This window comes from Zarconia sp. (genome assembly GCF_057467645.1).
On sequence record NZ_JBRJXU010000056.1, the window covers coordinates 53,984 to 71,864 of the forward strand.

Annotated in this window: 21 protein-coding genes; 20 read left to right on the forward strand and 1 reads right to left on the reverse strand. The window is 54.6% G+C overall.

Annotated features, from left to right (window positions below; genetic code table 11):
• Nucleotides 1–277: 277 nt before the first annotated feature.
• The 16 genes from nifH (at nucleotide 278) to AC2215_RS08240 (ending at nucleotide 13,682) form a co-directional block, all read left to right on the forward strand.
• Nucleotides 278–1,156 carry a nitrogenase iron protein gene (nifH, locus tag AC2215_RS08165; RefSeq protein ID WP_486809475.1) on the forward strand — a complete coding sequence of 293 codons (879 nt, stop codon included), beginning with the start codon at nucleotides 278–280 and terminating at the stop codon, nucleotides 1,154–1,156.
• A 173-nt stretch (nucleotides 1,157–1,329) separates the two neighbouring features.
• On the forward strand, nucleotides 1,330–2,775 hold the full coding sequence (gene nifD, locus AC2215_RS08170; RefSeq protein ID WP_486809476.1) for a nitrogenase molybdenum-iron protein alpha chain: 1,446 nt from the start codon (nucleotides 1,330–1,332) through the stop codon (nucleotides 2,773–2,775).
• 303 nt (nucleotides 2,776–3,078) lie between these two features.
• Nucleotides 3,079–4,614: a nitrogenase molybdenum-iron protein subunit beta gene (nifK, locus tag AC2215_RS08175; RefSeq protein ID WP_486809477.1), complete on the forward strand. Its 1,536-nt coding sequence runs from the start codon at nucleotides 3,079–3,081 to the stop codon at nucleotides 4,612–4,614.
• Between the two features lie 463 nt (nucleotides 4,615–5,077).
• Complete coding sequence (locus AC2215_RS08180) at nucleotides 5,078–5,389, forward strand: Mo-dependent nitrogenase C-terminal domain-containing protein (protein ID WP_486809478.1); 312 nt, start codon at nucleotides 5,078–5,080, stop codon at nucleotides 5,387–5,389.
• Between the two features lie 243 nt (nucleotides 5,390–5,632).
• The gene (locus AC2215_RS08185; RefSeq protein WP_486809479.1) at nucleotides 5,633–5,824 is read left to right on the forward strand and encodes a hypothetical protein; all 192 of its coding nucleotides are present in this window, start codon (nucleotides 5,633–5,635) and stop codon (nucleotides 5,822–5,824) included.
• Complete coding sequence (locus AC2215_RS08190; protein WP_486809480.1) at nucleotides 5,821–8,625, forward strand: bifunctional nitrogenase iron-molybdenum cofactor biosynthesis protein NifEN; 2,805 nt, start codon at nucleotides 5,821–5,823, stop codon at nucleotides 8,623–8,625. The genes AC2215_RS08185 and AC2215_RS08190 overlap by 4 nt, the downstream gene beginning before the upstream one ends.
• Before the next feature lie 32 nt (nucleotides 8,626–8,657).
• Nucleotides 8,658–9,104, forward strand: coding sequence for a nitrogen fixation protein NifX (nifX, locus tag AC2215_RS08195; RefSeq protein ID WP_486809481.1), 447 nt, complete (start codon nucleotides 8,658–8,660; stop codon nucleotides 9,102–9,104).
• 91 nt (nucleotides 9,105–9,195) lie between these two features.
• Nucleotides 9,196–9,678, forward strand: coding sequence for a NifX-associated nitrogen fixation protein (locus AC2215_RS08200; protein ID WP_486809482.1), 483 nt, complete (start codon nucleotides 9,196–9,198; stop codon nucleotides 9,676–9,678).
• Nucleotides 9,679–9,851: 173 nt separating this feature from the next.
• Nucleotides 9,852–10,079 (forward strand): CCE_0567 family metalloprotein, encoded by a 228-nt coding sequence (locus AC2215_RS08205; RefSeq protein WP_486809483.1) that lies wholly within the window; start codon nucleotides 9,852–9,854, stop codon nucleotides 10,077–10,079.
• Nucleotides 10,076–10,393 (forward strand): nitrogenase-stabilizing/protective protein NifW, encoded by a 318-nt coding sequence (nifW, locus tag AC2215_RS08210; protein ID WP_486809484.1) that lies wholly within the window; start codon nucleotides 10,076–10,078, stop codon nucleotides 10,391–10,393. The genes AC2215_RS08205 and nifW overlap by 4 nt, the downstream gene beginning before the upstream one ends.
• A gap of 48 nt (nucleotides 10,394–10,441) precedes the next feature.
• The gene (locus AC2215_RS08215; RefSeq protein WP_486809485.1) at nucleotides 10,442–11,290 is read left to right on the forward strand and encodes a HesA/MoeB/ThiF family protein; all 849 of its coding nucleotides are present in this window, start codon (nucleotides 10,442–10,444) and stop codon (nucleotides 11,288–11,290) included.
• Nucleotides 11,217–11,582 carry a hypothetical protein gene (locus tag AC2215_RS08220; RefSeq protein ID WP_486809486.1) on the forward strand — a complete coding sequence of 122 codons (366 nt, stop codon included), beginning with the start codon at nucleotides 11,217–11,219 and terminating at the stop codon, nucleotides 11,580–11,582. The genes AC2215_RS08215 and AC2215_RS08220 overlap by 74 nt, the downstream gene beginning before the upstream one ends.
• Nucleotides 11,579–11,950, forward strand: a complete 372-nt coding sequence (locus tag AC2215_RS08225) for a HesB/IscA family protein (RefSeq protein WP_486809487.1) — start codon at nucleotides 11,579–11,581, stop codon at nucleotides 11,948–11,950. The genes AC2215_RS08220 and AC2215_RS08225 overlap by 4 nt, the downstream gene beginning before the upstream one ends.
• A gap of 222 nt (nucleotides 11,951–12,172) precedes the next feature.
• Entirely contained in the window at nucleotides 12,173–12,472 is a 300-nt protein-coding gene (locus AC2215_RS08230) for a 2Fe-2S iron-sulfur cluster-binding protein (RefSeq protein WP_486809488.1), read from the forward strand.
• 237 nt (nucleotides 12,473–12,709) lie between these two features.
• The gene (gene fdxB, locus AC2215_RS08235) at nucleotides 12,710–13,009 is read left to right on the forward strand and encodes a ferredoxin III, nif-specific (RefSeq protein ID WP_486809489.1); all 300 of its coding nucleotides are present in this window, start codon (nucleotides 12,710–12,712) and stop codon (nucleotides 13,007–13,009) included.
• On the forward strand, nucleotides 12,987–13,682 hold the full coding sequence (locus AC2215_RS08240) for a class I SAM-dependent methyltransferase (RefSeq protein WP_486809490.1): 696 nt from the start codon (nucleotides 12,987–12,989) through the stop codon (nucleotides 13,680–13,682). The genes fdxB and AC2215_RS08240 overlap by 23 nt, the downstream gene beginning before the upstream one ends.
• A 14-nt stretch (nucleotides 13,683–13,696) precedes the next feature.
• Here AC2215_RS08240 and AC2215_RS08245 read toward each other — a convergent pair whose 3' ends face one another.
• On the reverse strand, nucleotides 13,697–13,849 hold the full coding sequence (locus AC2215_RS08245) for a hypothetical protein (protein WP_486809491.1): 153 nt from the start codon (nucleotides 13,847–13,849) through the stop codon (nucleotides 13,697–13,699).
• On the opposite strand from AC2215_RS08245, the gene AC2215_RS08250 reads away from it, so the two are divergent.
• From AC2215_RS08250 to modB, 4 genes are all read left to right on the forward strand, one after another.
• Nucleotides 13,848–14,093 carry a hypothetical protein gene (locus AC2215_RS08250; protein WP_486809492.1) on the forward strand — a complete coding sequence of 82 codons (246 nt, stop codon included), beginning with the start codon at nucleotides 13,848–13,850 and terminating at the stop codon, nucleotides 14,091–14,093. The genes AC2215_RS08245 and AC2215_RS08250 overlap by 2 nt on opposite strands.
• Before the next feature lie 11 nt (nucleotides 14,094–14,104).
• Nucleotides 14,105–14,443 carry a hypothetical protein gene (locus AC2215_RS08255; RefSeq protein WP_486809493.1) on the forward strand — a complete coding sequence of 113 codons (339 nt, stop codon included), beginning with the start codon at nucleotides 14,105–14,107 and terminating at the stop codon, nucleotides 14,441–14,443.
• A 58-nt stretch (nucleotides 14,444–14,501) separates the two neighbouring features.
• Nucleotides 14,502–15,329, forward strand: coding sequence for a molybdate ABC transporter substrate-binding protein (gene modA / locus AC2215_RS08260; protein ID WP_486809494.1), 828 nt, complete (start codon nucleotides 14,502–14,504; stop codon nucleotides 15,327–15,329).
• Between the two features lie 311 nt (nucleotides 15,330–15,640).
• Complete coding sequence (gene modB / locus AC2215_RS08265) at nucleotides 15,641–17,506, forward strand: molybdate ABC transporter permease subunit (protein WP_486809495.1); 1,866 nt, start codon at nucleotides 15,641–15,643, stop codon at nucleotides 17,504–17,506.
• Nucleotides 17,507–17,881 lie beyond the last annotated feature (375 nt).

A 17,881-nucleotide genomic window follows, 5' to 3' on the forward strand; every position in this document is an offset into this window, starting at 1 on the left:
CCGGGCAAACCCCCCTGCGGAGGGCAAAGCATTTGGATATGTCAGGTAACGTTTGCCCCCTCATTTATCGCTCAAATGCTTATGCCCCTACAGCCGCCCTCTCTACTCCCCAATCGATTATGACTTTACTCGTGTTTGTGATTCCTCTTGGACGATCGCCCCCGTAAATGCGGCAGGTTAAGGGTTCTTGGTTTTACCGCATTCAGTTCCCGATAAACCTGACAACCCTCGACCTCAATCGTCCAATTCAAACCTACCTATTCAGGAGAAAAAATCCATGCGTCAGATTGCATTTTACGGAAAAGGCGGAATCGGTAAATCCACCACCTCTCAAAACACCATTGCTGCCCTCGCAGACACCAGCCGCGTCATGATCGTCGGTTGCGACCCCAAAGCCGACTCAACCCGCTTGATGCTGCACACCAAAGCCCAAACCACCATTCTGCACCTGGCGGCCGAACGGGGTTCCGTCGAAGACCTCGAACTCGATGAAGTGCTGCTCACCGGTTACAAAAACGTCCGCTGCGTCGAGTCCGGCGGTCCCGAACCCGGCGTGGGTTGTGCCGGTCGGGGTATCATCACCGCCATCAACTTCCTCGAAGAAGAAGGCGCTTACGAAGACCTCGATTTCGTATCCTACGACGTACTCGGGGACGTGGTTTGCGGGGGTTTCGCCATGCCCATCCGGGAAGGTAAAGCCCAAGAAATCTACATCGTCACCTCCGGGGAAATGATGGCGATGTACGCCGCCAACAACATCGCTCGCGGCATTCTCAAGTACGCCCACTCCGGCGGCGTCCGCTTGGGCGGTTTGATTTGCAACAGCCGCAAAGTCGATCGGGAAGTCGAGCTGATTGAAGAATTGGCCCGTCGCCTCGGCACCCAGATGATTCACTTCGTCCCCCGCGACAAGTCCGTCCAAGAAGCGGAACTGCGTCGGATGACCGTCATCGAGCACAATCCCACTCACCCCCAAGCCGATGAGTACCGGACCTTGGCTCGCAAGATCGAGGAAAACACCAACTTGGTGATTCCCACCCCCATCACCATGGACGAACTCGAAGAACTGCTGGTGGACTTCGGTCTCCTCGGCGGAGAAGAAGAGTACCAGAAAGTACTCGAAGCCGACAAAGCCAAAGCGTTAACCACCGCCTAAGAGCCGCTTAACACCCTGGCAGCAGGATGAAGGTCAACGGCGCAACTCACCGACTGCGATCGATATCGCCCCTGGGTTCGCCCCCATTCTCCCCCGAGGTTCGAGTCTCCCGTTCCCTTCATCCTTCCGGCTCGATTTTTCCCAACATCCCTAATCCTGACTGAGAGGACATCATGGCAACCACTGTAGAAGAAAACAAAGCCCTAATCCAGGAGGTACTCGCCGCCTACCCGGAGAAAGCCAAAAAGAACCGGGCGAAGCACCTCAATGTCTACGAAGAAGGCAAATCCGACTGCGGCGTTCGCTCCAACAAAAAATCGATTCCCGGTGTAATGACCACCCGAGGCTGTGCCTACGCCGGCTCGAAAGGGGTGGTTTGGGGTCCGGTCAAAGATATGATTCATATCTCCCACGGACCCGTGGGTTGCGGGTATTACTCCTGGTCCGGTCGTCGCAACTACTACATCGGCACGACGGGTATCGATACCTTCGGCACCATGCAATTCACCTCCGATTTCCAAGAGCGAGATATCGTCTTCGGGGGAGATAAAAAACTCGCCAAGCTGATCGATGAAATTGAAGAGCTATTTCCCCTCAACGGCGGCGTATCGATTCAGTCGGAATGTCCCATCGGGTTAATTGGGGATGATATCGAAGCCGTTGCCCGCAAGAAGACCAAAGAGCACGGTAAAACCGTCGTTCCCGTGCGCTGCGAAGGATTCCGGGGCGTCTCTCAATCCCTCGGTCACCACATCGCCAACGACGCGGTACGGGATTGGGTCTTCTCCAAAGCCGACGAGAAGAAAGACGAACTCGGCTACGAACCCGGCCCCTACGACGTTGCCGTGATTGGCGACTACAACATCGGTGGAGATGCCTGGTCTTCGCGCATCCTGCTCGAAGAAATCGGTTTGCGGGTGGTTGCCCAGTGGTCTGGAGACGGCACCCTCAACGAAATGATGCTCACGCCCTTGGTGAAGCTGAATTTAGTTCACTGCTACCGTTCGATGAACTACATCAGCCGCCACATGGAAGAGAAATACGGGATTCCCTGGTTGGAGTATAACTTCTTCGGTCCGACGAAAATTGCCGAATCCCTGCGGACGATCGCCGCCCGCTTCGATGAAACCATTCAGGAAAACGCGGAAAAAGTCATCGCCCAGTACCAAGCCCAAGCCGATGCGGTCATTGCCAAATATCGCCCCCGCTTGGAAGGGAAAAAAGTGGTGATGATGGTTGGCGGCTTGCGTCCTCGCCACGTCGTTCCCGCCTTCTACGACTTGGGTATGGAAGTGGTCGGTACCGGTTACGAATTCGGTCACAACGACGACTACAAGCGCACCACCCACTACGTCGAAGACAGTACCCTCATCTACGACGACGTCAGCGGCTACGAGTTCGAGCAATTCGTCAAAGCCCTGAAGCCGGATTTAGTGGCTTCGGGCATTAAAGAGAAATACGTCTTCCAGAAAATGGGACTTCCCTTCCGCCAGATGCACTCCTGGGATTACTCCGGTCCCTACCACGGCTACGACGGATTCGACATCTTCGCCCGCGACATGGACTTAGCACTCAACAGCCCCACCTGGGGTTTGATGGCAGCCCCCTGGAAGCAGTAATCGCTCGGGGGGGATGGGGAGACAAGGGGACAAGGAGACAAGGAGACAAGGAGACAAGGAGACAAGGAGACAAGGGGACAAGGAGACAAGGAGACAAGGGAGAATTTAGCTCCCAAAGCCCCCGAAGCCCCCGAAGCCCCCGAAGCCTCAAACTTCCAAGCCTCCGACGCCTCCGACGCCCCCGAAGCTCCCGAAGCTCCCGAAGCCCCCGAAGCCCCCGAAGCCCCCGAAGCCTCAAACTTCCAAGCCTCCAAACTCCCAAAAACGCCAGCCCAACCTATCCCACACCAGAGGAGATAAATCATGGCTCAGAATGTAGAGAATATCAAAGACCATGCGGAGTTGTTCCAACAGCCCGAGTACCAGGAACTCTTCGAGCGCAAGCGCGAATTTGAAGGGGTTCCCCCTTCCGAGGCCGTGACCGAAGCGGCAGAATGGACGAAGACTTGGGAATATCGGGAAAAGAACTTCGCTCGCAAAGCCCTGACGGTGAATCCGGCGAAAGCTTGTCAGCCCTTGGGTGCGATTCTGGCGGCCGTTGGCTTTGAAAGCACGCTGCCCTTCGTTCACGGTTCTCAAGGTTGCGTCGCCTATTTCCGGACGCACTTTACCCGCCACTTTAAAGAACCCTTCAGTGCGGTTTCCAGCTCCATGACCGAAGATGCGGCCGTCTTCGGGGGACTCAAGAACATGATAGACGGCTTGGCGAATAGCTACGCCCTCTACAAACCCAAAATGATTGCCGTCTGCACCACCTGCATGGCAGAGGTGATCGGTGATGACTTGGGTGCGTTCATTACCAACTCCAAAAACGAAGGGTCGATTCCGGCGGAATTCCCCGTTCCCTACGCTCACACCCCCAGTTTCGTCGGTTCCCACATCACCGGCTACGACAACATGATGAAGGGGATTCTGTCGAACCTCACCGAGGGTAAGAAAGCCGAAACCACTAACGGCAAGATTAATTTTATCCCCGGCTTTGAAACCTACATGGGCAACCTGCGGGAGTTGAAGCATCTGACAGCAGCCATGGGAGTCGATACCACGATTCTCGGCGATAACGAACTCTATCTCGATTCCCCCGCCACGGGTGAGTTCCAGATGTATCAAGGGGGGACGCCCCTCGAAGAGGCCGCCGATTCGATTAACGCCGAGGCGACTATCTCCTTGCAAGCTTACTCTACGGTCAAAACTCGCGATTACATCAAAAAAGAATGGGGTCAGCAAACATCGGTGTCTCGACCTTGGGGCATCAAAGGAACCGACGAGTTCCTCATGGCCCTCTCGGAAGCCACCGGCAATCCGATTCCCGCCGAACTCGAACTCGAACGGGGTCGCGCCGTGGATGCCATTACCGACACTCAAGCATGGCTGCACGGCAAAAAGGCAGCATTGTACGGCGACCCCGACCTGGTCATGGGTCTGCTGCAATTCCTGTTGGAAGTGGGGGTCGAACCCGTCCACGTACTGGTCACCAACAGCAACCCGGAATTTGAGGCAGAAGCCAAGGCACTGCTGGAATCGAGTCCCTTCGGTCAAGGGGCGACGGTGTGGGGCAAGAAAGACCTGTGGCACATGCGATCGCTCCTGTTTACCGAACCCGTCGATTTCCTGATCGGCAATTCCTACGGGAAGTACCTCTGGCGCGATACGGGCACTCCTCTAATTCGGATCGGCTATCCAATTTTCGATCGCCACCACCTCCACCGCTACTCCACGATCGGTTATTCCGGTGCCCTCAACCTGCTGACCTGGATCGCGAACAGCGTCCTGGATGAGTTAGACCGCAATACCATCGTTCCGTCGAAAACCGATATTTCCTACGATTTGATTCGCTAAGTGCGATCGCTCGATTTGCTAAGGGAGGACCTGGGGAGGGGTGGGAAAGCGATGGGTGAGGTATCCAGGGTTCTTCAAGCACCAGTTTGATGCTGCAACCGGGCTACCTCAACCCTTGCAACCCTCTCACCCCTTCCCTTTTTTCTAACAGTTGCCAGTCAGCTTAGGACATTGATGCGATCCGACAGAAATCTTTCTGCCACCACGATTGCCAGCTCGCCCTCGCGATGTCCTAATTCTCCGACTGCTACAGACATTCCCCCTAACCAAAGCCCGTCGGGCTGAAGTAATAAGTAATCAGTAATAAGTCGTATCGGTGAAGCCCGAATCAAACAGAATCTGCGCCTCTGAGTTCGTTAAGTAACAATTCAAACCCCATTCGTTTGTTGAATCCTCCGATTTGAAGCCGATTTCAAACTTATTACTTATTACTTTCAACTTATTACTTGTGAAAGAAACAGCCATGACTACGATTACCAAATCCCCCAACCTCGATCGCTTTCCAACTCCGAGAAAGGGTCTTCTCCAACCCATTCGTCACTGGTTCGACAGCATTCGAGTGGATAACACCCGATTTGCCCATCTCATCTGTCGGTTGATTCCCTGCGAATGTCCTTTCGAGCGCAACGTGACCCTCTTCGGACGCAAGCTGTTTCACATTCCTCCCCTGTGCAAACTCAACCCCTTTTACAACGAACTCGTGGGTCTGCGCTTGCGGGCGCTGGCTTATTTGAGCGATGTGTGCGAAGTGGATGTCGATCGATATATTTGCTAGTTCGGTAATTGGCCCTCAGCGGTCAGCGATATCGCATTCACCATTCAGTATTTAGCGATAAAAGCCTTGCTCTATCTGGCTTGTCGCTTCTGGAGATGTCCTCACCTAAATGCATATTGCCACGAAGACCTTGAAAACGCGAGTTCGGATTCAAACCACTTCAAACAACGTTTGAGGGTCGTTCCACCAAAGAATGAGGGTTTGAGTGTATCCCGAACAGCGGTCTGTCGATCGCGATATCCATTGAAATTAGGACAGTTCGAGCGGTACCAGTCTTTTTCTCCCGAAGCCTCCGAAGCCCTCAAAGCTCCTAAAGCCTCCAAGGAGGGCGCGCGCATTTGGATATATCAGATTTTGTTTAACCCATCATCGATCGCCCAAATGCTTGTGCCCCTACAGACGCCTCCCAAAGCAAAGCCCCCGAAACTGCCATGAAAATTACTCAAGGTAAAATCAACGAACTCCTCAGCGAACCCGGTTGCGAACACAACCATAAAAAGAACGGTAAAGGTAAAAATCAGTCCTGTACCCAGGTTGCCCAACCCGGAGCCGCTCAAGGTGGATGCGCCTTCGATGGGGCCAGTATTGCCCTGGTGCCGATCGCCGATGTGGCGCACCTGGTACACGGACCGATTGCCTGTGCCGGGAACTCTTGGGGCAGTCGCGGCAGCCTGTCCTCGGGACCGATGCTCTATAAAATGGGTTTCACCACGGATCTCAACGAAAATGATGTGATTTTTGGGGGTGAAAAACGTCTTTATAAAGCCATCCTGGAGGTCAAGCAACGCTACAATCCCGCAGCGGTTTTCGTCTACTCCACCTGCGTCACCGCCTTAATTGGGGACGACTTGGATGCGGTGTGTCAAGCGGCGTCTGGGAAAGCGGAAATTCCCGTGATTCCCGTAAATTCGCCGGGATTTATCGGCAGCAAGAACCTGGGGAATCGAGTGGGGGGCGAGGCGCTTCTGGAATACGTCGTCGGCACGGCGGAACCGGACTACACCACCCCCTACGATATCAACCTCATCGGCGAATACAACATTGCCGGAGAGATGTGGGGCGTCCTGCCGCTATTTGAGAAATTGGGGATTCGGGTGCTCTCCAAAATTACCGGAGACGCTCGCTATCGGGAAGTGGCTTACGCCCATCGCGCCAAACTCAACGTCACCATCTGCTCGAAAGCCCTGATTAACATGGCGCGGAAGATGGAAGAACGCTACGGCATTCCCTACATTGAAGAGTCGTTTTACGGCGTTGACGATATGAATCGCTGCCTGCGAAATATCGCCCTCAAATTAGGCGACCCCGCATTACAGGAACGGGTGGAGGCACTGATTGCCGAAGAGACGGCGAAGTTGAACCAGAATCTCGCCCCCTATCGTCAGCGCCTCCAGGGGAAACGGGTGGTTCTCTACACCGGTGGGGTGAAAAGCTGGTCGGTGATTTCCGCTGCCAAAGACCTGGGGATTCAGGTGGTGGCGACCAGTACCAAGAAAAGTACTGAGGAAGATAAAGCCCGCATCAAAGCGCTCCTAGGCAAAGATGGGGTCACCTTGGAGAAAGGCAACGCCGAGCAACTGCTCAAAGTCATCGCCGAGACCCGTGCCGATATGCTGATTGCCGGGGGACGGAACCAATATACCGCCCTCAAGGCTCGCATCCCCTTCCTCGACATCAACCAAGAGCGCCACCATCCTTATGCGGGGTACGTCGGCATGGTGGAAATGGCTCGAGAACTCGACGAAGCACTCCACAGTCCGATTTGGGCGCAAGTGCGAAAAATTGCGCCTTGGGAACGGCGGCGCGATCGCCCTGAAGAAGCGGTTCAACCATCGCCGGGTCTCCCGACGACCAAAGCCATCGCCCGGAAAAAGTCCGTTGCCGTCAATCCCCTCAAACAAAGCCAACCCCTGGGGGCGGCCTTGGCATTTCTGGGTCTGAAGGGGGTGATGCCCCTATTCCACGGTTCCCAGGGCTGCACGGCTTTTGCCAAGGTGATGCTGGTGCGCCATTTCCGAGAAGCGATTCCCCTCTCCACCACGGCGATGACGGAGGTGGCTACCATTCTCGGGGGGGAAGATAATATCGAGACGGCCATCCTCACCCTGCTGGAGAAATCAAAACCGGAAATCATCGGCTTGTGTACCACCGGGTTAACGGAAACCCGCGGGGATGACATGAACGGCATCCTCAAGAGCATTCGCAAACAAAACCCGCAACTCAAACATTTCCCGATCGCCTTCGCCTCAACGCCAGATTATAAAGGCGCCCTACAAGATGGCTACGCGGCGGCTGTCGAAGCGATCGTCCGGGATATTCCCCCCAGCGGAGAAGAAGAAATCGATCGCGCTCGAGAGTACGGTGGCTACAACTACCCGATCGCCGGACTGCCATCCCAGGTGACGATTCTCGCCGGTCCGTCCCTGACTCCGGGGGATTTGGAGGAAATCAAAGAAATCCTCTCAGCTTTCGAGTTGAAACCGATCGTCGTCCCGGATATTTCTCTATCCTTAGACGGTCACCTGGGGGATGACTACCGTGCCACCACCTCTGGCGGAACCACTCTGGCTCAGTTACAGACCTTGAGCCGCTCCGCCTTCACCATCGCCCTGGGGGAGAGCATGCGCATGGCCGCCGAGATTCTCCAACAGCGATTCGGCACCGGATACGACGTGTTCGATCGCCTCACCGGTTTGGAAGCCGTCGATCGCTTTTTGCAGCAATTGTCGGAAATTAGTGGCTATCCCGTTCCGGCCAAGTACCGACACCAGCGCCGCCAACTCCAGGACGCGATTCTCGATACCCACTTCTACTTCGGCCGCAAGCGAGTTTCCCTCGCCCTCGAACCGGACTTGCTCTATTCAACGGCATGGTGGCTCGATTCCATGGGGGTGAAAATTCACGCCGCCGTCACCACCACCAAATCCCCGCTCTTAAAGCATTTACCAGTCGAGACCGTCACCATCGGCGATTTAGAAGACTTCGAGAATTTGGCAAACGGCTCCGATTTACTGATTGCCAACTCCAACGCCGCCGCGATCGCCCGTCGGTTGGGCATCCCCCTCTATCGGATGGGTTTCCCCGTCTTCGATCGATTGGGCAACGGACTGCGGTGCGGTATCGGCTACCGAGGCACCACCGAGCTGCTCTTTAACATCGGCAATCTGTTGATGGAGGTCGAAGAAGCTTCCTCCCACGAGCAAGTGAAGCAATGGAGTCGCGGCGAACTCGACTGAGACCACTCGATTTCGTTCCAAGGAGAACAGTCATGAAAATTGCATTTGCAACCCGAGATTCCGTTTATATCAACGCCCATTTCGGTTCCGCGAAAACCGTAGACGTTTACGATGTGACATCAACCGGGTTTGAATTCCTCGAAACCATCGAATTTTCCGGGAACCTGCAAGAAGACGGCAACGAAGACAAATTAGTCCCGAAAGTCGCCGCCCTCGCCGATTGCGCGATCGTTTACGTGTCCGCTATTGGGGGCAGTGCTGCTAAGCGCTTGCTCGCCGCTAACATTACACCGCTACGGGCCGAATCGGAATCCGATCGCATCGGCGACGTGCTCGGTATCCTCGTGGAAATGCTTCAGGGCAGTCCCCCACCCTGGCTGCGAAAAGCCCTGGGACGGGGAGCGAGCCAGTCGGAAGACCGATTCGATCGATTTGCCCAAGAGATTGAAGAGCCGCAAGAGGAAGAAGTTCTCATTTAACCGTTCTTGCGCTCTGTCCCGTTCATCTGGTCAGGGTAATACCCCTGCCAGCATTCAAAATTTTTATCACCTCAAATAGGAGATCGTCTCAATGACCGCAACCACAACCAACCCCGCAACCCCATCGGTATCCATCGACGTCATCGAGTCGCCGTTCTTAAAAGCGATCGTTGGGCAAATTCGCGCCAACGATGCCTACGGAACCTATCGCAACTGGAGTGACGAGCTACTGTTGAAACCCTACATCCTCAGCCGCGCTCAGAAACGGGAAATCTCCGTGGATGGGGAAGTCGAACCGATAACCCAGGGTCGCATTCTGGCATTTTACCGGGCGATCGCCGTTCGCATCGAACAAGAAACCGGTCTCCTCAGTCAAGTGGTGATCGATTTGAGCCACGAAGGCTTCGGCTGGGCGTTGGTCTTCTCCGGTCGTCTGTTGCTCGTTTCCCGCACCCTCCGAGACGCGCAACGATTCGGGTTCAACTCCTTTGAAAAACTCGCCCAAGAGGGTGAAAAACTCGTGAGCAAAGGAATCGACCTGGCCAATCGCTATCCCGAAGTCGGTCGCCTTTAGGGGGAGCAGGGGGACAAGGGGACAAGGGGACAAGGGGACAAGGGGACAAGGAGACAAGGGGACAAGGGGACAAGGGGACAAGGGAGAATTTAGCCCCCGAAGCTCCCAAAGCTCCCAAAGCTCCCGAAGCCCCCGAAGCTCCCGAGAGCAAACTATCTCGACACAAAATTGCCATGACTCAAGCGACAGAAACTCAAACCACAGACCTTGACGAACTCAAAGTCAAAATCAAGAAGCTCAACAGCAAAGCCGGTCAAATGAAGATGGATTTGCACGACATCGCTGAAGGGTTGCCGACAGACCTGGAAAAGTTACCGGATGCGGCTGCAAGAACCTACAACATCTATTGCCAACTGCGGGATTTGAAACAACAGCTCAAAACATGGGAGCAAAACAAATGAACCGAACCTTAGCTGATTTCAATCGCCTCGTGAATGCCGAGGAGTATTTCGAGTTTTTCGAGCTGCCCTACGATCCTCAAGTGGTGAGCGTCAACCGCCTGCATATTTTGCAGAAGTTCTCCCAGCTCATTCGCACTGCCTCGGCGACATCCACCGATTTGAGTCAGGAAGAGCAACTGAACCGGTATCGCACCGAACTTCAGAAGGCTTACGAATTATTCCTCACCTCTACCCCCCAAGAGCAGAAGCTGTTCAAGGTGTTCAACGAAAAACCCAAGAACGTGGTCTTGCTCTCAGAAATTGGAACGAACTGACGTCAAATCTCGCGTACCCTTATCGGACAGAACCCAGGAGACTCGATCGTGTCGAACCTAACCCCCACAGAACTCGAACGCTATCGCCGCCAGATGATGCTCCCTGGCTTTGGCGAAGCCGCCCAACAAAAGTTAAAAGACTCCACCGTGTTGGTGACCGGAGTTGGGGGATTAGGGGGAACCGCCGCACTCTACCTGGCGGTGGCTGGCGTGGGTCAACTCATTTTGGTGCGGGGTGGCGAACTCCGACTCGACGACATGAACCGGCAAATTTTGATGAGCCACGACTGGGTGGGTAAAGCCAGGGTCTTTAAGGCGAAATCGACGTTGAACGAGATTAATCCCGACGTGCGGGTGGATGCGGTGTTCGATTACGTCACCCCCGAGAATGTCGATGAATTGGTACGGCGCGCGGATGTGACTTTGGACTGCGCCCATAACTTCGACGAACGCAACCTGCTCAACACCGCTTGCGTGCGCTGGGAGAAACCCATGGTGGAAGCAGCGATGAACGATATGGAAGCCTATCTGACGACGATCGTACCGGGTCGGACGCCTTGCTTATCCTGCCTGTTTCCCGAGAAACCGGATTGGGATCGACGGGGGTTTGGGGTTCTGGGGGCCGTGTCGGGAACTCTGGCCTGTTTGACGGCTCTCGAAGCCATTAAGCTGATTGCCGGTTTTGGCGAACCCCTATTAAACCAACTCCTGACCATGGATTTGAGCCGAGCCGAGTTTGCCAAGCGCCGTCCCTATCGCGACCCCAACTGTCCGGTGTGCGGGGAGCGCTCCCAAACTGTCTTGCGCCCAAATATTCCCCATCATGCTCCTGTCCGCATCGATCGCCCTGTTGCTCGCCGCGATCGCCTATCAACTGACCAAAACTGTCTCCGATGAAGCCTTGCAAATCACCTTCGCGTTGGTGATGGTGTTGTGCATCTTCGCCAGTCTGGTTTTCATCCCCTGGCCGATCGAACTCCTGGTTGTTGCCATTGTACTGAGGGTTCCCACCGATACCGGTCGCGTCAAGTCACTCTACCCCCTTCGTTGGCGATCGCCCTTAGTTCCAAAACAAGACCCAATAACTGCATCCTTCGATCGAATCTTCCCATCCCGACATCGGACGACAACCCAAACCATCTCCAATTCCGAGCCACATTTAGAACTTCAACCGAGGAAACTCCCATGACGATTACACTCACCGAAATTGCCGAACTCCGACTCCGTGCTTTCGTGCGCGGCAGCAGCCGAGATACCGACTCCACCGATCGCGGCATCCGGTTTTCCGTTAACGATGGCGGCTGTAGCGGCTACCAATACGCCCTCGATCTGGCTGATGCTCCCCAAACCGATGACCTGATTGACGATCGCGGCAGCCTCAAAGTTTATATCGATCGCCAAAGCGCTCCTCTACTCGAAGGCGTGGTGGTGGACTACGTTGACGGTCTCATCGAAAGCGGCTTCAAATTCTCCAATCCCAACGCCACCGATACCTGCGGCTGCGGTCAATCCTTCCAAGCTGGAGATTGTACTCCGGCTGGGGTGTCTTGCAGTTAGTGGTGACGCGGGAAGGGAGAGGGGGGAGACAAGGGGACAAGGGGACAAGGAGACAAGGGGACAAGGGGGAATTTAGCCCCCAAAGCCTCTGAAGCCACCGAAGCTTCCAAAACCTCCAATGCCTCCAAAGCTACCGAAGCCTCCAATGCCTCCAAAGCTACCGAAGCTCCCCAAAGCCGATCGACCTAACAACAACAACTTAACAAGAGAGGAGAAACGATCGTGACAACTTATCAAGTAACACTCACCAACAAAAAACGGAAAATCGACATTACCATTCCCGTCGAGGAGGATACCTACATCCTGTCGGCGGCCGAAGAGCAAGGACTCGAGCTTCCTTTTTCCTGCGCTTCTGGTTCTTGTTCGAGCTGCGTGGGCAAAATTGTTGAAGGTGAAGTCGATCAAAGCGACCAAGTCTTTTTAGACGACGACCAAATTGCCAAAGGTTGGGTTCTCCTGTGCGTGGCTTACCCGAAATCGGACTGCACGATTAAGACGCACCAGGAAGCGTATTTCATCTGATGTAAGCATTGAGCACTTAGCGATTCGCTGTGAGCTTTTGAGGAAAATGCACTCAATATTGGTTGAATCGGAGTTCTCGCTTCGGGGTGGAAATTGGCAGTCTTTGGCATGAGAATCCATTAAAATTTCCCCTCTCGGGACTTGAAAGCAACTGATGGCTGACGGCTGATGGCTGAATGCTAACCATCTGATATCCCTTCGAAACTGGAGTATTCGGATTTTCACAGGAGTAACTCGATGACGTACTTAACGGGTTTAACGTTCGGTCAAAACAACTGGACGCCCCAATTTCTCAAAGACATCAATCGCGAGACCTGTATCGGCTGCGGTCGTTGTTTCAAGGTTTGCGGTCGGGCCGTCATGTCGTTAATCGGTCTCAATGAAGACGGTGAAATGGTTGATGAAGACGAGGATGACGACGATATCGAACGCAAAGTGATGAGCATCGTCGATGCCGATCGCTGCGTTGGCTGCCAGGCCTGTATGCGGGTCTGTCCCAAGGGCTGCCATACCCATGCTCCCATGGCACTGGCGTGATGGGAGAGGAGTGAAGCGGATCGTGTCGCAGTCTGACGAGAACTCAACCAAGCACTCTTTTATGGAACGGGATTGGTCGGCCTACTATCGCGCGATCGAAGGACGACCCCCCAGAGAGACGCTGCGGTTTGCCTTGGCTCGATTTGAAGATCGACCTGACGATCGAGCCGGGACCCCAACCCGACGATTTGCGGTGGATTTGGGGTGTGGCGACGGACGCGATACGGTGGAACTGCTCCGACAAGGCTGGCGGGTGTTGGCGATTGATGGGGAACAAGCGGCAATTTCTAGGCTCCGAGGACGCTCCGATATCAATCGAACGTTTCTCGAAACCCGCGTCCAACGCTTTGAATCCCTCGTTCTCCCGCCCGCGATCGACTTGGTGAATGCGAGCTTTTGCCTGCCTTTTTGCCCGTCAGAACATTTTCCCAGTCTCTGGGAAGACATCGCGCTCTCTTTGCGATCGGGCGGGCGGTTTTGCGGTCAGCTCTTTGGCGATCGCGATTCTTGGGCGGGTTACTCGAACATCAGCCACCATACCCGGCAACAGGTCGAAGCACTTTTGCAATCGTTTGAAATTGAGTTCTTGGAAGAAGAAGAACATCCCGGTCAAACTCCTTTGGGCGAACCGCGATACTGGCATTTATTCCATATTGTGGCGCGCAAGGAATGAGAACGAAAATCTGGTCATTGCCATCGATTTTCACAAGCCAAAACGCTATATGCAACGTTGTTGCCCAGCCACGTGGCGATCGAGCTATCTCCTTTCCCCTTTAACCCGATGTTGTAAGGGTTTGGATAATTCAGTTGCACGTGGCACGACACAAAGGTAGGACCCATGACAACCGAACGCCAACAACAATACTTACAGCTCATCGATCGACTGTTCAAATGCCCCAATGGCAAAGAACCCGAGGTCTTAGACGAACGGCTCGATCTCATCGATGCCGGTCTGGTGCAAACGATGATGCAAGTGGCGACAGCAATGGCCCATCAAGATAACCAAGATGGGGCAAAATTCCTAATTTACGTCGCTCGCGAACTGGCACATCAGCTCGAACTTTATCCTCAACCCTCGACTTAAAGGTACTGAAAATGTTGGCTCAAATGCAATTAACCGCTCGCAATGCCGAAAGAATTGCTTTCGATTTTCTCGTGGATGAATGGAGTCTTTCCCCGGACGATCGAGAATGGTTTAGTCTCCTAACATCTCGCTTCGTCGAAGATCGTTGGTATATCGTCGAAATCGGCATCGAAGGCTTACCGGACAAGTGGGTATTTCAGGTTTACGATACCTGGCAGTGCGATCCCAACTATACCTTTACGACCCCGATTTCGAGAGCGGAACGCAATACCGGTTTGGCCGATTTTCCCGAAAAAATCGCCTCGGTATTAGAGTCAGAACGTAATAGTTGGCTCATCTTGAGTCCTTAGAGTGCCCAAACGAGCGAACCCCTGAGAAGACGATTGAGAGACAACGGTTGAGAAAACGATGAACATTTCTGGTTTGCCCAAATCGATCGCGATCGCCCTCATTGCCTGTTGGATTGCCATCGGGTGCAGCCAGCTCGATCGCCCTTCGGTGGAGAATGCCAACGCGCCGATTGCCACCCTGACGGTATCGGCCGCCGCCAGCCTGCAAGACGCGCTCGAGGCGATCGACCCCCTATTCGCAGCTGCCGAACCGGACATCGCCCTCAACTACAACTTTGCCTCTTCCGGCGCCCTCCAACGACAAATCGAGCAAGGCGCACCGGCCGATATCTTCTTTTCAGCAGCCAGCCAGCAAATGGATGCATTGGAGGCCAAGAACCTGATTCTTACCGAAACTCGGCGGGATTTGGTCGCGAACGCTCTGGTGGCGATCGCGCCGAAAAACACCAATCTGGAACTCGATCGCTGGCAGCAGTTGAACGAAGGGCGGATCGGCAAAATCGCTGTGGGAGAATTCCGCAGCGTGCCGGCGGGACAATACGCCCAGGAAGCTTTCACCTATCTCGGACTTTTAGAGAGCCTCCAACCCAAATTTGTCTTTGGCAATAACGTCCGCAGCGTTCTGGCTGCTGTTGAAAGCGGTAACGTCGATGCTGGCATTGTCTACGCCACCGACGCGCAACGCTCCGACGGGGTAAAAATCGTTGCCTCGGCTCCCCCGGACTCTCACGATGCGATCGTCTACCCCATTGCCGCCCTCGCTGAGAGTTCCAACGTTGAAGCGGCGACGATTTACATGACGTTTTTGGCAGACCGCCAAGCCCAAGCCGTCTTCGAGCAGTTTGGCTTCGGTAAAGTGCACTCCCCGCTCTCTCGTCTTTTCTGAACTGGAGTTTAGAGAAATTTCACGGCTCGAATCGTCAAACCCTTATTCTGAGATGATTTGAGAGTTTCACAATCCGAAGTTCGATCGAAAACTTACTGCATCGCTGGTTATCGCTTTCGAGATCGAAGTTTTATCTAAACTCGAGTGAAGAATCGGTTCGTTCCTGGCCTCCCCTGCCTCCCAAAGCCCCCTCTGCTTTCCTCTGTCCGCCAAGAAGGGCAAAGCATTTGGATATGTCAGATTTCGTTTGACCCATCATTGATCGCCCAAATGCTTGTGCCCCTACAGCCCCCTCCGATCCAAAAAAAACCATGCCTCTCGACCTCTCCCCCCTCTGGATTTCCCTCAAAATTGCTGCGATCGCGACGGCGATTATCTTCTTCCTCGGTATTGCGGCAGCTCACTGGATGCTCAACTATCGCGGTAGATGGAAGCCCTTGATTGAAGGGTTTCTCATTTCGCCCTTGATTTTGCCGCCGACGGTTGCCGGATTTTTGCTGCTGTTACTGTTCGGGCGCAATGGTCCCCTGGGTGAGTTCTTCTCCTGGGCGGGTCTTCAGATCGTTTTTACCTGGTACGCTGCGGTGATTACCGCGACCGTCGTCGCGTTCCCCCTAATGTACAAAACCGCCTTGGGGGCGTTCGAGCAAATTGATGCCAATCTCCAACGAGCGGCGAGAACCCTGGGGGCTTCGGAAACGGCGATTTTCTGGCGGGTGACGCTTCCCCTAGCCCTGCCGGGAATTCTCGCCGGTACGACCCTTGCCTTTGCCCGGGCGTTGGGGGAGTTTGGGGCGACGCTGATGCTGGCGGGGAATATTCCCGGACGCACCCAGACGATTCCCATGGCGATTTACTTTGCCGTGGAAGGGGGAGATTTGCGGGAGGCGTGGTTGTGGTCGCTGACGATTCTGGGAATTTCCCTATTTGGACTGACGGCGACGAATCTGTGGTGGAAACGCCGGCGTCTCAAAAAAGCCAGAGGGCGATCGCGATCGAACCGTCGAGAGGGTTTCTTCGATTTACCGCCACCGGTGACGGAGGTGCCAACCTTATGCCCAGTTCATCCAATCGATCGAAGCGAAATCCCGATCGCCCTCAGCGTCGATATTCAAAAAAAGCTGCCCCATTTCCAGCTCAACGTCTCGTTTACCACGGGAGATCGGGCTTTGGGTCTGCTGGGGGCTTCTGGGGCGGGGAAAAGTTTGATTTTGCGCTGTATCGCCGGGATTGAAACCCCCGATAGCGGTCGGATCGTGCTCAACGGACGGGTACTGTTCGATAGCCAACGGGGCATCAACCTCCCCAGCCGCGATCGCAAAGTAGGATTTCTCTTCCAAAATTACGCCTTGTTTCCCCACCTCACCGTCGCTCAAAATATTGCCTTTGGTTTGAGGGCGGGTCGGGTGAAGCGGGGGGTTGCGCACCCGGAAATCGATCGGCAACTGGCGGCGATGGATTTAGCGGAACTGGCCCACCGCTATCCCCACCAGCTTTCCGGGGGACAGCAGCAACGAGTCGCCCTCGCCCGCGCCTTGGCGAATCAACCGGAAGTGCTGTTACTCGACGAACCCTTCTCCGCCCTGGATACCCATCTGCGCAGCCGCATCGAACGGTACACCATCGCCCGATTGGCCACCTATGCGGGAACGACGCTGTTTGTGACCCACAACCTCGAAGAAGCCTATCGGGTGTGCGATCGCCTGTTGGTTCTCGAAGGGGGAAGCGCCATCGCCCACGGTCCCAAACATGCCATCTTCGAGCATCCCCAAACCGTTCGAGTCGCCCAACTCACCGGCTGTAAAAACTTTTCTAGCGCGATTTCCAAAGGGGGCGATCGCATTCAAGCCCTCGATTGGGACTGCACCCTGGAAACCCTCGAACCCGTCCCGGATAACTTCGCCCAGGTGGGCATCCGCGCCCATCAGATCGACTTTCCGCTCACCTCTCGCCCCCTGCGGAATACATTTCCCTGTTGGCTGACGGCCGCCAGCGAAACTCCCCATCGGATGACGCTGTACCTGAAACTCAACAGTCCGCCCACCCATGGGAGCGATTACCACCTGCAAGCGGAAGTGTTTAAGGAAAAGTGGATGACTCTTAAAGATCGCCCCTTTCCCTGGCGGGTGCAGTTAGATCCCCTGCGATTGATTTTGATGCAATCTTCCGATCTCTAGTGCCGCTACGGGCTAGATATCTGGTGGAAAAGGGTTAAGGGGGAGCAGGGGGAGAGAATTGGAGAAAAGAATAGCGAGATCGTGCGCGGGTTTGGGTGGGGAACCGGGAATGGGAAGTGGAAAATACCGATGTTATCGTTTCACGATCTTCTATGTAGCGCTTCGCGAGCAGTTTCTTTACACGACTCGAAGAAATATAGCAACTGCCAGGACGCTTAGGACAATGCCTGACAATTATGTAATTAACCCGTGGTCTTTCCCCCCCTGCCTCCCGACGGTCGGCGTTCCCTTGCATCTTGCACGCGAACTCGGGGTCCGACCGCTGCCTCCCTTGCCCACGGTTACTTATGCCTTAACCGGTATGGCAACTGCTAT

Bases quoted from the DNA above. Each gene is read 5' to 3' on its own strand.
- AC2215_RS08250 (WP_486809492.1), top strand. From the start codon at position 13,848: ATGACAACCGAACGCCAACAACAATACTTACAGCTCATCGATCGACTG.
- AC2215_RS08225 (WP_486809487.1), top strand. From the start codon at position 11,579: ATGACGATTACACTCACCGAAATTGCCGAACTCCGACTCCGTGCTTTC.
- modA (WP_486809494.1), top strand. From the start codon at position 14,502: ATGAACATTTCTGGTTTGCCCAAATCGATCGCGATCGCCCTCATTGCC.
- nifD (WP_486809476.1), top strand. From the start codon at position 1,330: ATGGCAACCACTGTAGAAGAAAACAAAGCCCTAATCCAGGAGGTACTC.
- AC2215_RS08255 (WP_486809493.1), top strand. From the start codon at position 14,105: ATGTTGGCTCAAATGCAATTAACCGCTCGCAATGCCGAAAGAATTGCT.
- modB (WP_486809495.1), top strand. From the start codon at position 15,641: ATGCCTCTCGACCTCTCCCCCCTCTGGATTTCCCTCAAAATTGCTGCG.
- AC2215_RS08220 (WP_486809486.1), top strand. From the start codon at position 11,217: ATGCTCCTGTCCGCATCGATCGCCCTGTTGCTCGCCGCGATCGCCTAT.
- AC2215_RS08240 (WP_486809490.1), top strand. From the start codon at position 12,987: ATGCTCCCATGGCACTGGCGTGATGGGAGAGGAGTGAAGCGGATCGTG.
- nifX (WP_486809481.1), top strand. From the start codon at position 8,658: ATGAAAATTGCATTTGCAACCCGAGATTCCGTTTATATCAACGCCCAT.
- AC2215_RS08200 (WP_486809482.1), top strand. From the start codon at position 9,196: ATGACCGCAACCACAACCAACCCCGCAACCCCATCGGTATCCATCGAC.
- nifH (WP_486809475.1), top strand. From the start codon at position 278: ATGCGTCAGATTGCATTTTACGGAAAAGGCGGAATCGGTAAATCCACC.
- AC2215_RS08180 (WP_486809478.1), top strand. From the start codon at position 5,078: ATGACTACGATTACCAAATCCCCCAACCTCGATCGCTTTCCAACTCCG.
- nifK (WP_486809477.1), top strand. From the start codon at position 3,079: ATGGCTCAGAATGTAGAGAATATCAAAGACCATGCGGAGTTGTTCCAA.
- fdxB (WP_486809489.1), top strand. From the start codon at position 12,710: ATGACGTACTTAACGGGTTTAACGTTCGGTCAAAACAACTGGACGCCC.
- nifW (WP_486809484.1), top strand. From the start codon at position 10,076: ATGAACCGAACCTTAGCTGATTTCAATCGCCTCGTGAATGCCGAGGAG.
- AC2215_RS08245 (WP_486809491.1), bottom strand. From the start codon at position 13,849: ATGGGTCCTACCTTTGTGTCGTGCCACGTGCAACTGAATTATCCAAAC.
- AC2215_RS08205 (WP_486809483.1), top strand. From the start codon at position 9,852: ATGACTCAAGCGACAGAAACTCAAACCACAGACCTTGACGAACTCAAA.
- AC2215_RS08190 (WP_486809480.1), top strand. From the start codon at position 5,821: ATGAAAATTACTCAAGGTAAAATCAACGAACTCCTCAGCGAACCCGGT.